This window comes from Streptomyces sp. NPDC033136, assembly GCF_055578235.1.
This window is the reverse complement of the sequence record NZ_JBVIPD010000004.1, coordinates 42577-56327: the sequence shown is the minus strand read 5'-3', so window position 1 is coordinate 56327 and position 13751 is coordinate 42577. Positions and strand designations below refer to the sequence as shown.

General features: G+C 71.4%; 14 protein-coding genes and 2 tRNA genes. 13 read left to right on the top strand and 3 right to left on the bottom strand.

Annotation, left to right across the window (positions count from 1 at the left end; genetic code table 11):
• Positions 1–39: 39 nt before the first annotated feature.
• The 4 genes from ACZ5TL_RS08570 (at position 40) to ACZ5TL_RS08555 (ending at position 3810) form a co-directional block, all read left to right on the top strand.
• Complete coding sequence (locus ACZ5TL_RS08570; RefSeq protein WP_468588642.1) at positions 40–522, top strand: hypothetical protein; 483 nt, start codon at positions 40–42, stop codon at positions 520–522.
• 72 nt (positions 523–594) lie between these two features.
• The gene (locus tag ACZ5TL_RS08565; RefSeq protein ID WP_468588641.1) at positions 595–1881 is read left to right on the top strand and encodes a glutamate-5-semialdehyde dehydrogenase; all 1287 of its coding nucleotides are present in this window, start codon (positions 595–597) and stop codon (positions 1879–1881) included.
• Positions 1882–2074: 193 nt separating this feature from the next.
• The gene (locus tag ACZ5TL_RS08560; protein WP_468588640.1) at positions 2075–2650 is read left to right on the top strand and encodes an SCO2584 family spore wall biosynthesis protein; all 576 of its coding nucleotides are present in this window, start codon (positions 2075–2077) and stop codon (positions 2648–2650) included.
• An 89-nt stretch (positions 2651–2739) separates the two neighbouring features.
• Complete coding sequence (locus tag ACZ5TL_RS08555) at positions 2740–3810, top strand: SCO2583 family membrane protein (RefSeq protein WP_468588639.1); 1071 nt, start codon at positions 2740–2742, stop codon at positions 3808–3810.
• 50 nt (positions 3811–3860) lie between these two features.
• On the opposite strand, the gene ACZ5TL_RS08550 is transcribed toward ACZ5TL_RS08555, so the two are convergent.
• On the bottom strand, positions 3861–4991 hold the full coding sequence (locus ACZ5TL_RS08550; RefSeq protein ID WP_468588992.1) for a M48 family metallopeptidase: 1131 nt from the start codon (positions 4989–4991) through the stop codon (positions 3861–3863).
• A 448-nt stretch (positions 4992–5439) separates the two neighbouring features.
• Between ACZ5TL_RS08550 and ACZ5TL_RS08545 the strand changes: the two genes are divergently transcribed.
• The 9 genes from ACZ5TL_RS08545 to ACZ5TL_RS08505 all read left to right on the top strand — a co-directional run bounded on the left by ACZ5TL_RS08545 (position 5440) and on the right by ACZ5TL_RS08505 (position 10386).
• On the top strand, positions 5440–5604 hold the full coding sequence (locus ACZ5TL_RS08545; protein WP_248500526.1) for a hypothetical protein: 165 nt from the start codon (positions 5440–5442) through the stop codon (positions 5602–5604).
• Between the two features lie 84 nt (positions 5605–5688).
• On the top strand, positions 5689–6432 hold the full coding sequence (gene nadD / locus ACZ5TL_RS08540) for a nicotinate-nucleotide adenylyltransferase (RefSeq protein ID WP_468588638.1): 744 nt from the start codon (positions 5689–5691) through the stop codon (positions 6430–6432).
• Between the two features lie 16 nt (positions 6433–6448).
• Positions 6449–8191 (top strand): LCP family protein, encoded by a 1743-nt coding sequence (locus tag ACZ5TL_RS08535; protein WP_468588637.1) that lies wholly within the window; start codon positions 6449–6451, stop codon positions 8189–8191.
• Positions 8192–8294: 103 nt separating this feature from the next.
• On the top strand, positions 8295–8741 hold the full coding sequence (gene rsfS, locus ACZ5TL_RS08530; RefSeq protein ID WP_468588636.1) for a ribosome silencing factor: 447 nt from the start codon (positions 8295–8297) through the stop codon (positions 8739–8741).
• The gene (locus tag ACZ5TL_RS08525) at positions 8732–9403 is read left to right on the top strand and encodes a histidine phosphatase family protein (protein ID WP_468588991.1); all 672 of its coding nucleotides are present in this window, start codon (positions 8732–8734) and stop codon (positions 9401–9403) included. The genes rsfS and ACZ5TL_RS08525 overlap by 10 nt, the downstream gene beginning before the upstream one ends.
• A 99-nt stretch (positions 9404–9502) precedes the next feature.
• Positions 9503–9575, top strand: a tRNA-Ala gene (locus ACZ5TL_RS08520).
• A gap of 199 nt (positions 9576–9774) precedes the next feature.
• Positions 9775–9948: a hypothetical protein gene (locus tag ACZ5TL_RS08515; RefSeq protein WP_468588635.1), complete on the top strand. Its 174-nt coding sequence runs from the start codon at positions 9775–9777 to the stop codon at positions 9946–9948.
• 3 nt (positions 9949–9951) lie between these two features.
• Positions 9952–10185, top strand: a complete 234-nt coding sequence (locus tag ACZ5TL_RS08510) for a hypothetical protein (protein ID WP_006136074.1) — start codon at positions 9952–9954, stop codon at positions 10183–10185.
• Positions 10186–10313: 128 nt separating this feature from the next.
• Positions 10314–10386: transfer RNA gene (locus ACZ5TL_RS08505), tRNA-Ala, on the top strand.
• A 123-nt stretch (positions 10387–10509) separates the two neighbouring features.
• Here ACZ5TL_RS08505 and ACZ5TL_RS08500 read toward each other — a convergent pair.
• Together ACZ5TL_RS08500 and ACZ5TL_RS08495 are read right to left on the bottom strand one after the other, a co-directional pair.
• Complete coding sequence (locus ACZ5TL_RS08500) at positions 10510–12123, bottom strand: NADH-ubiquinone oxidoreductase-F iron-sulfur binding region domain-containing protein (protein ID WP_468588634.1); 1614 nt, start codon at positions 12121–12123, stop codon at positions 10510–10512.
• Complete coding sequence (locus ACZ5TL_RS08495; RefSeq protein ID WP_468588633.1) at positions 12120–13382, bottom strand: ferric reductase-like transmembrane domain-containing protein; 1263 nt, start codon at positions 13380–13382, stop codon at positions 12120–12122. The genes ACZ5TL_RS08500 and ACZ5TL_RS08495 overlap by 4 nt, the downstream gene beginning before the upstream one ends.
• Positions 13383–13751: the final 369 nt, after the last annotated feature.

Sequence of the window (13751 nt, the reverse complement as noted above, 5' to 3'; positions counted from 1 at the left end):
ACCTGTTCCGCACACCGCCACTGAGCGAAGGAGGCCGTCGTGAGACGAGTGCGCCCGGGGACCGCCGCATCCCGCGGTGGTGCCGGCTCCCGTGGTGCCGGCTCCCGTGCGGCGGGCGACGAGCGCGCCCTGACGAGTGTGGCGGCCGGGGACCGGTTCGAGGGCGAGGAACCCGCGGACCTCCCGCGCCTGTGGCACGTCACCCTCAGCGTCTCCGGCAAGGAGGCCCCGCTCCCCGAGGTCCGGCGCGCCCTGGAGCAGCTCGCCCACGACCACCCCTTCCTCCTGACCAGCCGGTACGCCGTCGACCACGCGGAGATCCGGTACTGGGAGGAGGCCCGCGACCTGCACGACGCGGCGGCCGTCGCCCTGCGCCTGTGGGGCGAGCACCGGCAGACCGCCGGGCTGCCGCCCTGGGAGATCGTCGGCCTGGAGGTCATCGACCGCGCGACCTACCACCAGCGCATCGCCGAGGGGTACGGGCCCCCTCCGGCCTCGCCCGTCGGGGTTCACCCGTTTTGATCCGGTCCATGGAGTGTCTCGGGGTGTGGAACGCGCCGTGAACGGACGCGTTCCGCGCACTACCCTGCCCTCATGACCACGCTCTCTCCGTACGACTCCATGTCCCCGGTCACCCAGGCCGCCTACCGGGCCAAGGCCGCCGCCGCGAGCCTCGCGCCGCTGCCGCGGGCCGACAAGGACGACGCGCTGCTCGCCATCGCGGACGCGCTGGAGGTCCGGACGAGCGAGATCGTCGAGGCCAACGCCAAGGACGTGGCCAAGGCCCGCGAGGCCGGCATCAGCGAGGGCATGATCGACCGGCTCACGCTCACCCCCGAGCGGGTCCGCGCCATCGCCTCCGACGTCCGCGACGTCGCCGCCCTGCCCGACCCGGTCGGCGAGGTCGTCCGCGGCTCCACGCTGCCCAACGGAATCGACCTGCGCCAGGTCCGCGTGCCGCTCGGCGTCGTCGGGATCATCTACGAGGGCCGGCCCAACGTCACCGTGGACGCCGCCGCCCTCTGCCTGAAGTCCGGCAACGCCGTCCTGCTGCGCGGCTCCTCCTCGGCGTACCAGTCGAACACCGCCCTCGTGCGCGTCCTGCGCGACGCCGTGGGCGGGGCCGGGCTGCCCGCCGACGCCATCCAGCTGGTGCCCGGAGAGAGCCGCGACAGCGTGCGCGAGCTGATGCGCGCTCGCGGCCTGGTCGACGTGCTCATCCCGCGGGGCGGCGCCTCGCTGATCAACACCGTGGTCCAGGAGTCCGTCGTCCCGGTCATCGAGACCGGCACCGGCAACTGCCACGTCTACGTCGACGCGCAGGCCGACCTGGACATGGCGGTCGAGATCCTGATCAACTCCAAGGCCCAGCGGGTCGGCGTCTGCAACGCGGCCGAGACCCTCCTGGTCCACCAGGACATCGCCGCCGAGTTCCTGCCGCGCGCCCTGGACGCCCTCGCGGAGGCCGGGGTGACCGTGCACGCCGACGAGCGCGTGCAGGCCCACGCCAAGGACACCAAGGCCACGGTCGTCGAGGCCACCACCGAGGACTGGGAGACGGAGTACCTGTCGTACGACATCGCCGCGGCCGTGGTCGACTCCCTGGACAAGGCCGTCGAGCACATCCGGCTGTGGACCTCCGGCCACACCGAGGCCATCGTGACGACCTCCCAGCAGGCCGCCCGCCGCTTCACCCAGCTGGTCGACTCGACCACCGTCGCCGTGAACACCTCGACCCGCTTCACCGACGGCGGCCAGTTCGGCTTCGGCGCGGAGATCGGCATCTCCACGCAGAAGCTGCATGCCCGCGGCCCGATGGGCCTGCCGGAGCTGACCAGCACCAAGTACATCGTGACCGGGGACGGGCACGTACGGCGCTGACCCCCGTTCGGCGTACGGGGGCCCTACGGTCCCGCACGTGGGTGTGAGGCCCTGGTGAGGCGGCGCGTTCGCGTGCGGCAGGGGCGGACCGGCCCGGTGCGCGCCTGCCGGAACCCCGTGGAAGCCGTCTCGATCGGCGGATGAATTTCCATACCGTCTGCCCAAATTGACCCCCCAGGTCTACTCTGGATCCGTGCCGGAGGACGTGGGGGGCACGCCGTTTCCTGACGGCCGGGAGCCCGACGACGACCACGACCGCGGGGTGTCGGACGAAGAGTTCGCCTCCGTGGTCTTCGACGAGGCCTTCGTACGCGCGGCCGTGGTGCACGAGCCGACCGCCGTGGAGCGCCTCCTGGCCGCGGCCCAGGCGAGAGCCGAAGCCTCCGAGGCGGAGGCCCGCCGCGCCCACTCCGGAGGCGACCGGTACGACGACGGATACGGCCCGGACGGTCACGGCGATTTCGGCCATGATCCCGACCTGGACGAGTTCGACGACCCCGACATCCTCGAGGACCACTACGGCCACCCGGGGCCGTACTCCCGACAGGCCCGCTGGCACCGCCCGGTCGCCTGGGTGCTCGCCCTCGTGATGGGCATCGGCATGGTGGCCCTGGCCTTCACGGCGGTCTACCGGGGCGCGTCCTCCCCCCGCGAGGACCCCGTGCAGCCGCCCGCCTCGACCGGGCCGGAACAGGGCAGCGGGGCCGCTCCCTCCGCCTCCGCCGACCACTCCCAGCCGGCCATGTCGGTGATCCCGCGCACCCCCTGACCGGAACCCGCCCATCCTGGTGAGAACCTGTCAAAACTTGTGGCGCAGCGGGGCGTTTACCCCAGCTTCCCGCGACCTACCCTGAAGATATGGGCGGGCCTGGAGACCCACCTGAGGGGACACCCGAGGGCGCTCCCGGAGGTGGTGAGGACGAGTACCGATCCGTCGTCTTCGACGAGTCGTTCGTCCGTGCTGCCCGCCTCCAGGAGTTCTCCGCCGATGAGCGCATCGCCGACCACGCCCCCGCGGTGCGCCGCCGCCCGCCGCTGCGCAGGGGCCCGTCCCGGCAGGCACTGGTCCTGGTCCTGCTGATCGCCGTCGCCTTCGGCACCGCGATCTACATGGGCGTACGCCACCCCTACCAGGCCCCCGCCGCCCAGGGGGCCGTCGAGCCCCTGCGGATGACCGTCATCCCGCTCGCCCCCGAGGGCAAGGTGCCCGGCACGGCCGACACGGCGTCCCTGTACGAGCACAGCCCCGCCGCACAGTTCAAGTCCGGCGCGGAAGGCGTGCCGCTGCCCGCCTCGCGGCGTACCGCGCACTTCTCCGACAGCCAGGTCGTGGCCGCCCTGACCACCGCCAAGGACTACATCGTCCGCTCCGCCCTCGACCCGAAGGTGCTCACGGGCGGTGAGGTCCGGTCCGTCCGCGTCCTGCTCGACCCCGCCCAGCTGGATCAGTTCGACCAGAGCTTCGATCGTCCCACCGCCGACGGCCGCCACGCGCCCACCGGCTGGCTGGTCCGCTTCGACCCCTCCCGCGCCGAGCTCGCCGACCCCGAGGTCCGGGTCCAGGGCACGCTCCAGGCCGCCGAGGCCGACGCGTCCACGCTGGAGGTCACCGCGGACCACACCTTCGTGTACGCGCTGCGGCCGGCCGGTGCCGGTGACAAGGAGGAGGTGTCCCTGTTCACCCTCCGGCGCGAGCTGCAGTTCCGCTTCGACCGCGACGACCTGCGCCTGCACCAGGCCCAGCTCGTCGTCTCCTACGTGCAGGCCGGCCCGCACTCCTGCGCCGAGGACGCCACGAACCACCTCCGCCCGCTCCTCGCCGGCCAGACGGCCAAGGAGGGCGGCCCCGCCGGCACGGACCCCTACGCCACGGGCAGCGCCACGGCCCTGTGCGGCTCCCTGGCGACGAGCGCGCAGCCGAAGGTGTGAGGCGGGCGCCACGGGGCCCTGTGGACCGGCCTTGTGGACCGGCGGCTGTGTCACCTGTCGTCGCGCGGCGGCCGGTCGTCCCCCGGTGAGTCCGACGGGCCCGGCGTCTCCGTGTCCGTGTCCCGGGGCGGCCTCTGAGCCGGGTTCGTGAAGCCGCCGAAGCCGCGGCGCACCCGGTCGCCCAGGTCGCCGGCGCCCCCGGCCAGGTCCGTGACCAGCTTCATCAGCGGGTCCTTGGAGCCCTTCACCTGGGTGGTGTAGTGGTTCGCGGAGTCCCGCCAGGAGTCCCGGACCGAGGTGTCCTTGTCCTCGTCGCGCCGCGGGTAGTGGCCGTCCATGATCCGCTGGTAGTCCCGCGACTCGGCCCACTTCTTCAGCTCGGCCGCCCGCACGGTGGTGAAGGGGTGGGAGCGGGGCAGCACGTTGAGGATCTTCAGCACGGAGTCGCGCAGGTCGCCGCCGGCCTCGTACTCCTCGGCCTGGGCGAGGAACGCGTCCACGTTCATCTCGTGCAGGTGGTTGCCGCCCGCGATCTTCATCAGGCCGCGCATCGACGCCTGCAGGTCCTGCCCGACCAGCAGCCCCGCCCGGTCCGCGGACAGCTCCGACTTGCGGAACCACTCCCGCAGCCCGGTCACGATCGCCATGATCGCGAGGTTGCCCAGCGGGATCCAGGCGACCCGGACGGCGAGGCTGGTCAGGAACAGCAGGATGGTCCGGTAGACGGAGTGCCCGGACAGCGCGTGCCCGACCTCGTGACCGACGACCGCCCGCATCTCCTCCTCGTCGAGCAGCTCGACGAGCCCGGTGGTGACGACGATGATCGGCTCGTCCAGGCCGATGCACATCGCGTTGGGCTGCGGGTCCTGGTTCACGTACATCGGCGGGACCTTCTCCAGGTCCAGGATGTAGCAGGCGTCCCTCAGCATCACGTTCAGATGGGCGAACTGCTGGTCCGAGACCCGCACCGAGTCGGACAGGAACAGCAGCCTCAGGCTGCGCTCGGGCAGCAGGCCGCTGAGCGCCTTGAACACCGTGTCGAAACCGCTCAGCTTGCGCAGCGCCACCAGGGCGGAACGGTCGGCCGGATGCTCGTACGTACGCGAGGAGATTCCGGGGAAGCGCCTGCGCTGCCTGCTCGGCACGTGCTCGTGCCCGTTGTGCTCGTGGCCGTCGGACATGTCGTCCCCCATGCGTCTGTGTGACCTTTGCGGCTCTTTGTGTGGCCCTTTGCTTCCCCGAGGCAGAGCCCAGCCTAGGCGGAGTTACGGTGGTCGGGCAGTACAGCGAAGGAGACCACCGCCATGGAGCACCACCCCGCGGGAGCCTGGCTCACCGAGGCCGCGAGCGCCGCGGACCGGCAAGGGGGGCCGGGGATCCTCCGGGTCGTGCTCCTCGTGATGGTCGTGGGGTGTGCGCTGACCGCGTGGTTCTGCTGCGTGGCTACAGACGGAAGGACGACTGAGGCACCGGGAAGGTTCCTCGGCGGGCCCCGGGAGCGGGCCCGCCGGCAGTGCGCGCCACCGCCCGCCGTACGAACAGGCGGAGTCGGGGTGATCGCGGCCGGGGCGCCCGCTTACGATGAGCCGACGTCTTTGTCCCGCCCACACGCGATAGGTCCTGCCGAAGATGAGCTTCCACAGCACCGCTGCCCAGTTGGTCACCCTCGCCGCCGAGGGCGAGGAGCACGGCGGAAACCACGAGAGCCTCAACCCCTACCTCACCGGTGGAGCCGCACTCTTCATCCTGCTGCTCCTGCTGTGGATCACCACCCGCTTCAACCGCGACCGCTGAGCCCGGCCGGGTGCCCGCGCGGGGCACCCCGGGAACCACGGGGGCGGCCGGAGCCCTCAGGCAGGGCCGGTAGGGTCTGCACGCATGGGAGAGCAGGACATGCCGACCGGTCCGGCGCGCGAGACGCCGCACGAGACGGCACCGGACACGGCGAGCGGCACCGAGCGACACTCGGGGCCCCGCCGTGCCGCCGCGGTGGGCCGGCAGATCGACGGCCCCGGCAAGAGCCCGTCGCAGCCGGGCAGGCGCCGCCTCGGCGTCATGGGCGGTACCTTCGACCCGATCCACCACGGGCACCTGGTGGCGGCCAGCGAGGTCGCCGCGGCGTTCCACCTCGACGAGGTGGTCTTCGTCCCGACCGGCCAGCCGTGGCAGAAGAGCCACCGCAGTGTCTCCCCGGCCGAGGACCGCTACCTGATGACGGTCATCGCGACCGCCGAGAACCCGCAGTTCTCCGTGAGCCGCATCGACATCGACCGCGGCGGCCCCACCTACACCGTGGACACCCTGCGCGACCTGCGCGCGCTCAACCCGGACACGGACCTCTTCTTCATCACCGGCGCCGACGCCCTCGCCCAGATCCTCACCTGGCGCGACAGCGAGGAACTGTTCTCCCTCGCGCACTTCATCGGGGCCACCCGGCCGGGCCACCACCTGGACGACTCAGGACTCCCGGAAGGGGGCGTCTCGCTCGTGGAGGTTCCCGCTCTCGCCATCTCCTCCACGGACTGCCGTGCGAGAGTCGCCAAGGGCGACCCCATCTGGTACCTGGTGCCGGACGGCGTCGTGCGCTATATCGACAAGCGCGAGCTGTACCGCGGCGAGTGAGCCGAGAGGGGCACCGGTGAACGACCGATACGACGCGGGGGCCGCGGACCACGGCGCCGACCAGTACGAACTCGTCGGCTACGACGAGTACGGCCAACCTGTCTACCGGCAGGTCCAGGCCCAGCAGACCAGGCAGCAGACGTACGACCCGTACGCCCAGCAGCAACAGCAACAGCAACAGCAACAGCAACAGCAACAGCAGGGCTACGGCTACGACCCGTACGCCACGGGAGCGCACCAGCCCCCGCCCGCGTACGACTACGGCACGGGTCAGCAGCAGCCCGCCGCACCCTACGGCTACGACCCCCACCCCTACCCCTCCGTCCCGCACCAGGGTGGCCCCCACGACCCCTACGGCCGGGAGGCGGCCGCGGACGGCACCGGCAGGCAGTCCCGGGTCGCCGAGCAGACGGCCCAGCAGACCCCGCACATCCCGCAGCAGGCCGGCCCGGCCGGCCACGAGGAAGCCGCCGAGCCGCAACGTGACTACCGCACCGAGCAGTTCGCCTTCGTCGAGGAACCGGACGACAACTCCGAAGACGTCATCGACTGGCTGAAGTTCACCGAGAACCGCACCGAGCGCCGCGAGGAGGCCCGGCGCCGCGCCCGCAGCCGGATCGTCGCCCTGGTCGTCGTCCTCGCGCTCGCCGCGGCCGGCGGCGTCGGCTACCTCGCTTACGCGGGCAAGCTGCCCGGCCTGTCCTCCGACGACTCCCGGACCGGCACCGCCACGGCCGCGGGCGCCCAGAAGCGCGACGTCATCGTCGTCCATCTGCACGACACCAAGAACGGCGGCACCTCCACGGCCCTCCTCGTCGACAACACCACCACCAAGCAGGGCACCACCGTCCTGGTGCCCAACTCGCTCGCCCTGACGAGCGACGACGGCACCACGACGACCCTCGCCAAGTCGGTGGACGACGACGGCTCCGACGGCACCCGCCACGCGCTCGACACGGTCCTCGGCACCGCCATCGAGGGCACCTGGCGCCTGGACACCCCGTACCTGCAGAACCTCGTCGACTTCGTCGGGAACATCGACGTCGACACCAATGCAGACGTCCCCGACCCCGGCGCCAAGAAGAAGGGCGAGGCCCCTCTGGTCAACAAGGGCAAGGACCAGACCCTCAGCGGCAAGACGGCCGTCGCCTACGCCACCTACCGCGCCCCGGGCGAGGCCCAGAACGCCCAGCTGGAGCGCTTCGGCCAGGTCATGCAGGGCGTCCTGCGCAAGCTGTCCTCCGACCCGGACGCCGCGACCCTCACGATCCAGACGCTGGCGCAGGTCCTGGACCCGTCCCTCACCGACAAGGACCTCGGCACCTTCCTCGCCGGGCTCTCCGACCTCGCCAAGGGCGGCGACTACCGGACGGCCCTGCTGCCCGTCCAGACCGACGGCACGCTCAGCGCCCAGGCGAGCGCGGGAGTGGTCAGGAACGTCCTCGGCGGCGCCGCCAAGAGCCCCGACAAGGACGCCGCCGTCAGCGTCTCCGTCCAGAACGCCACCGGCGTCGAGGACAACACCGAGAAGGCCCGCGTGGTGCTCCTCAATGGTGGCTTCACCTTCCTGGGCGGCGGCACCGGCACCGCCCGGGCGGCCTCCGAGGTCGTCTACGCCGACGCCGCGGACAAGGCGAACGCCACCGAGGTCGCCAAGACCCTGGGCCTGCCGGTGAGCTCGGTCACCAAGGGGAAGATCTCCGCGAGCGCCGACGTCGCCGTGGTCCTCGGCCAGGACTACGAGCCCTCGTCCGGCTAGCCGGACGGAGCGCGCTCCCCACGGGTCCCCGCGATCGCGTGGGGAGCGCGCGGCGGTCCGTGAGACCCTTGGGGTCCAGTGCCCGCCGACCGAAAGCCATGCAGTGACCGTGACCGACCGCTCCCAGGAGCTCATCAACACCGCCGCCCAGGCGGCCGCCGACAAGCTGGCCCACGACATCGTCGCCTACGACGTCAGTGACGTGCTGTCCATCACGGACGCCTTCCTGCTGGCCTCCGCGCCCAACGACCGCCAGGTCAAGGCGATCGTCGACGAGATCGAGGAGCGCCTCTCGAAGGAACTCGGCGCCAAGCCGGTGCGCCGCGAGGGCGACCGCGAGGCCCGCTGGGTCCTGCTCGACTACGTCGACATCGTCGTCCACGTCCAGCACAGCGAGGAGCGCGTCTTCTACGCCCTCGAGCGGCTGTGGAAGGACTGCCCCGAACTCGCGCTGCCCGAGGACGCCCGCGCCACCCGCGGCAAGGCCGAGGAGCACGCCAAGCTGCAGGCGGCGGAGGAGGCGGCCGAGCTGGACGGAGACTGGCGGTGAGCGCCGTCAGCGAGGCCGGCAGGCCGGGCCGCGGCCGCCGCGTCATCCTGTGGCGGCACGGCCAGACCTCGTGGAACGTGGAGCGCCGCTTCCAGGGCACCACGGACGTCGAGCTGACCGGGACCGGCGCCGCCCAGGCCCGCCGCGCCGCCCGTCTGCTCGCCTCTCTGAGGCCGGACGCGATCGTCGCCTCGGACCTCCGGCGCGCCTCGCTGACGGCCGCCGAGCTCGCGGTGCTCACCGGCCTCGACGTGACCCACGACGAGGCGCTCCGCGAGACCTACGCGGGCGTCTGGCAGGGGCTGACGCACGAGGAGATCATCAGCCGCCACGGTGAGGAGTACGCCGCGTGGAAGCGCGGCGAGCCGGTGCGCCGGGGCGGTGGCGAACTGGAGACCGAGGTCGCCGACCGCGCCGCCCCCGTGGTGCTCCGGCACGCCGAGAAGCTCCCCGAGGACGGCACCCTGGTCGTGGTCAGCCACGGCGGCACGATCCGCACCACCATCGGCCGCCTCCTGGGCCTCGACCCCCACCACTGGGAGAGCCTCGGCGGACTCTCCAACTGCTGCTGGTCCGTCCTCGGCGAAGGCGCCCGCGGCTGGCGGCTGCTGGAGCACAACGCCGGCACGCTGCCGGAGCCGGTGCTCGGCGACGACGACTGACCCCGGATTTCACTTTCCGGCAGGTCGCAGGCTAAAGTTCTTCTCGTTCGCCCGGCCCGCCGGGAAACAGAAAAACCATGCGGCTCCGCTGCGTGGCGAGGGGCTATAGCTCAGTTGGTAGAGCGCCTGCATGGCATGCAGGAGGTCAGGAGTTCAATTCTCCTTAGCTCCACGTCAAGATCCCGTTCCCGCGAGGGGGCGGGATTTTTCATGCTCCGGCTTGAGTCACTCGGGCCCCCTGAGGCGTATACCTCTACGGCCCCGCCGGGTGCCGTGTCCGGACTGGTACTGAGGCGTCGCTGACCGTATTGGTCCGGCCGTGGCAGAATCAAACGGCCGGAAGGGGGCGCGGCCCGACGGGAGGAGTAGCGATGCCTGCGAGCATCCTCGAGGAGGTCGACCACCTCCTCGGAGCAGCACGGACACGGGACATGTCGACCCGCCTCAGCTGCCCTTCCTGCGGTTCCGCGCACGTGGCCCAGATGCTCGGCGACAACGGCGGGATCTCCTACGTGTGCACGGCCTGCGGCCACAGCTGGAGCTGATCGATGGGTGCACACAGGCGGAAGTGCGACTGGTGCGGCAGCGGGACTCCGATCGTCCGGGACATGGAGCCGATCAACCCCGACTACCAGTACTGGTGCGAGGAGTGCGCGCGGGCGCTGATCATAAAGGGAGACCCGATCGAGACGTACCGCGAGCTGGAGGGCGAGCCGATCTACGGCCGGCTTCTGGAGGAGCACTGCACGCTCAAGCGGTTCTATTCGTTCGTCACGGCGTAGAGTCCGCAGAGTCGGTGTAAATCCGACATAGCGGGCATCTTCGTGCGAGGGGAAATCGATTTGGTGTTGGGCCCTGTGGACCAGTAATGTTGGCGTCGCCGCCGGGGAAACCCGGAGGGGCACAGCAAGGGGCTATAGCTCAGTTGGTAGAGCGCCTGCATGGCATGCAGGAGGTCAGGAGTTCAATTCTCCTTAGCTCCACAGAAGATGAAGAAGGCGGGCCATCCGATCGGATGGCCCGCCTTCTTGTGTGCGCTGCCGGCTGTGTGCTGTCGGCGTACGCGTACGGCGGGCTCCCCTGAGGGAAGCCCGCCGTACGGGTGCTCAGCGGCCGAGCGCGCGGCGGCCGCGGCCCTGGGACAGGACCGGGAGGTTGCGGGACGGCGCGCCGCCCTGGGCGCGCGTGTCCTCCTCGATGCGCAGGGCCAGTGCCGGGCAGCGGCGCACCGCGCGTAGAGCTTTGTCCTCGGCGTAGCGCGGTACCGTCGCCTGCGCCACGGTCGGGAAGCCGTCGGCGCCGAGCTGGAACACCTCGGGGAGGATGTCCGCGCACAGGCCGTGGCCCCGGCACAGCGTCCAGTCCACGAAGATCTTCTGGCGGCTGGGGCCGTTCTCCGACTCGCCGCCGCCCGGGATACCCGTCGGGGCCCTGCCACCCTCGAAGAGCGGCAGAACGCCCTCCACGGGCCGTCCGCAGCCGTTGCCGAGGACATGGGCGGCCAGGTCGTCCGTGAACGCCTTGATGGTCGACTCCAGGAACATCGCGGAGCCGTCGGGGTGGGAGCACGCGCCGCGCCGCTTCACGTTCTTGGCGACCTGCTTGAGCGCCTCCAGGGCGGCCGGCCCGCCGCCGTTGAGGATGTCCTCCAGCCCGCGCGCGGCGGCCGGCAGGCCCAGGTAGCAGGGGCCGCACTGGCCCGCGCTCTCCTCGGCCAGCCACTGCGCCACCCGTAGCGACTCGCCCAGCGGGCAGGTCTCCTGAGTGATCGGCAGGATCGCGCCGGCGCCGAGCGCGCCGCCCACCGCGTCCAGGGAGTTGCGGGAGACGACCGCCTCGTTGACCGTCGCCGCGTCGATCCACTTGCCGTGGTAGCCACCGGTGAGCACGCCCTGCGGGACGGGCGGCGCGCCCGCGAGCTGCAGGACGTAGCGCAGCGGCACGCCCGTCGGGGCCTCGATCACCATGGGACGGGCGACCGCCCCGGAGATCGTGAGCATGACGGTGCCCGGCTCGTCGTACAGGCCCGTGTTGCCGTAGCGCTCCGGGCCGATGCGGGCCGCGATGGCCAGCTGGGCGAACGTCTCGGCGTTGGAGAGCAGCGTGGGCGCGCCGCCGACGCCGTTCTGCGAGGCGCTGACCTTGCGGCCGGGCGGGATGGCCGGACCGCCGTCGATCGAGCGGACCAGGGAGGCGGCGGCGCCGGTGACCATGCGGACCGGGTTGCGCTGCACGCGCGCGCGGAGCGCCGACCGGCGGCCGTTGCTCAGGCCGCGTTCGGCGAGCGCGGCCTCCATGGAGCGCTGGGTCGACTCACGGGTGACCCCCACCACGAGCGTGCGGGCACCCAGGGCTTCGGCGCACAGCAGCGCACCGTCCAGGATGAGGTGCGGGGCACGGTTGATCAGCACCGTGTCCTTGCGGCAGGCCGGTTCGTCCTCGCTGCCGTTCACGACGACGACCGGCCGGACGCCGCGCTTGATCGCCGCCTCGGCGACCGAGCGCAGCTTCTTGTGGAAGGGGAAACCCGCGCCGCCGCGGCCCTTCAGGTTGATGCGTTCGGCGAGTTGCGCGAGCTGTTCGCCGCCCATCGGCTCGAGCGGCCCGTGCACCTTCAGATGCATGGGCAGATCGAGCCGATCGACAAGGTCGAAGCCCGACGTGAGCTGGGGAAGGCCGACCACGCGGACTTCGGGTACGTCGGGCAGGGCCTCGTTCACTTAAAGCCTCCGGAAGGCGTGTTCCAAGGTTCGCCCGAACCCGGTGCGTCGAAGTTGTAGGACGCACCGGGCAGTGTTTCAGTGGCGGGACCGCTGTTGTACGTGTCGTTCGGGTAGTACGTGTCGTAGGCGGCGTTCGTCTCACCCGTGTCGTACACGTCACTCGATCCGTACCCGGAGGAGCCTGGATTGCCATAGGCCGGGATGCTTTGTCCGGTGTCCTGCAGGGAGTCGTAGGGCGGGATGTTGAAGCCCGTGTCCTGCAGTGGGTCATAGGCCGACGGCGGGGCCTCGCCGACCGGGGGCGGGGACGGGATCGGCCAGTTGCCCGACGTGCTGGAGGGGCCGTCCAGGGTCGGGATGGCCTCGGTGGGCTGCGCGTCCAGGGGTAGCTCCATGCCAGTGGCCGGTCCCGGCGCGAAAGCCTGGCCCGGGGGCGGGCCCGAGACGGCCCGGTAGGCCGCGGCGAAGCCTCTCGTGGACTCCTGGGGCGCGGGGCGCTCCGCCTTCTCGAACCGCCGGCCGGACGCGGACTCCGCGGCCCCGGCGCGGGCGTCCCGGCCTTCGTAGCCGGGCAGCGCGAAGCCGGCCGCGGCCCGGGCCCGGCTCTCCTCCAGGTCCCTGCGGCCCGGGCCCTCGCCGGGCCCGATGAGCGAGACGATCCTGTCGGCGACCATGCGCTTGACCGGGCGCGGAGCCGCGCGCAGGGCGAGGGCTGCGGCCACCCCGGCCAGGGACAGGCAGTACAGGATGACGAAGGTCGGCTTGGCCGTGCGACCCGCGTAGAGCCCGTGGACGAGGGCGGCGCACCAGGCCGGGTAGGCCAGCATGTGCATGGCCCGCCAGCGGGCCGCGACGGGCGCGGGGGAGGCGAAGCGGTTGCGCATCATGCCGGTGACGCCCACGAAGATCATGAGCATGCTCGCCAGGGTGCCGAGGCCGATGAGGAACGACCTGCCCATGACGGCTTCCTCCTCGGTGAGGAGCAGCCCGAAGGGGATCACCACGGCGATCCACGAGGTGTGGGACAGAGCCAGCTTGACCCCGATGTGCACCAGCAGGAAGACGATCGAGGCGACCGCCGTGCTCCGGTGCACGGCCTGCGCCAGGATGCGCCTGCGCGCGTCGAGGATGACCCGGTCCTGGGCGACCAGGCCCCAGATCACCGAGCAGGTGAGGCACACGAGGGACAGCACGCCCGCACCGAAATTGAGGAACTCGGCCAGCGTGTCGTCCACCGTGGAGTCGTAGTTCGTCACGGCCGGCCTCCGCACATCCCGGTGACCGGATGTAGCGAGGTGTTACTGCGATGAGCGTTCATGGGGGCAACTCCGAGCGGTTCGGGAAAGCGGTCCCGCTGCCGCACTCTAGGCGGAGCCATACCGATGAGTACGAGGTTTGAGGTGTTGCATTGCTATCAAAGGACAATGTGGCCGTTGTGATGTCCCTTAGTGACTGTTACGCGAAGTAACCTTTGGCTCTGGTTCAGGTTGTGGGCGCCGAAGCGGCCCTCCGGAAGCGCGTCGCGCGTGCTGAGGGCCTGCGGTACCCTAACGCCATGCGTGCCGTACGCCTTCTGCTTAGCGGGCCGCGCTGATCACCCCCGGCCACCGGACGAGTCGAGTGGC

What these genes read in the sequence shown, in the direction of transcription:
- ACZ5TL_RS08565 (WP_468588641.1), top strand. Translation starts at nt 595, where the DNA reads ATGACCACGCTCTCTCCGTACGACTCCATGTCCCCGGTCACCCAGGCC.
- ACZ5TL_RS08555 (WP_468588639.1), top strand. Translation starts at nt 2,740, where the DNA reads ATGGGCGGGCCTGGAGACCCACCTGAGGGGACACCCGAGGGCGCTCCC.
- ACZ5TL_RS08550 (WP_468588992.1), bottom strand. Translation starts at nt 4,991, where the DNA reads ATGTCCGACGGCCACGAGCACAACGGGCACGAGCACGTGCCGAGCAGG.
- ACZ5TL_RS08545 (WP_248500526.1), top strand. Translation starts at nt 5,440, where the DNA reads ATGAGCTTCCACAGCACCGCTGCCCAGTTGGTCACCCTCGCCGCCGAG.
- nadD (WP_468588638.1), top strand. Translation starts at nt 5,689, where the DNA reads ATGGGAGAGCAGGACATGCCGACCGGTCCGGCGCGCGAGACGCCGCAC.
- ACZ5TL_RS08515 (WP_468588635.1), top strand. Translation starts at nt 9,775, where the DNA reads ATGCCTGCGAGCATCCTCGAGGAGGTCGACCACCTCCTCGGAGCAGCA.
- ACZ5TL_RS08510 (WP_006136074.1), top strand. Translation starts at nt 9,952, where the DNA reads ATGGGTGCACACAGGCGGAAGTGCGACTGGTGCGGCAGCGGGACTCCG.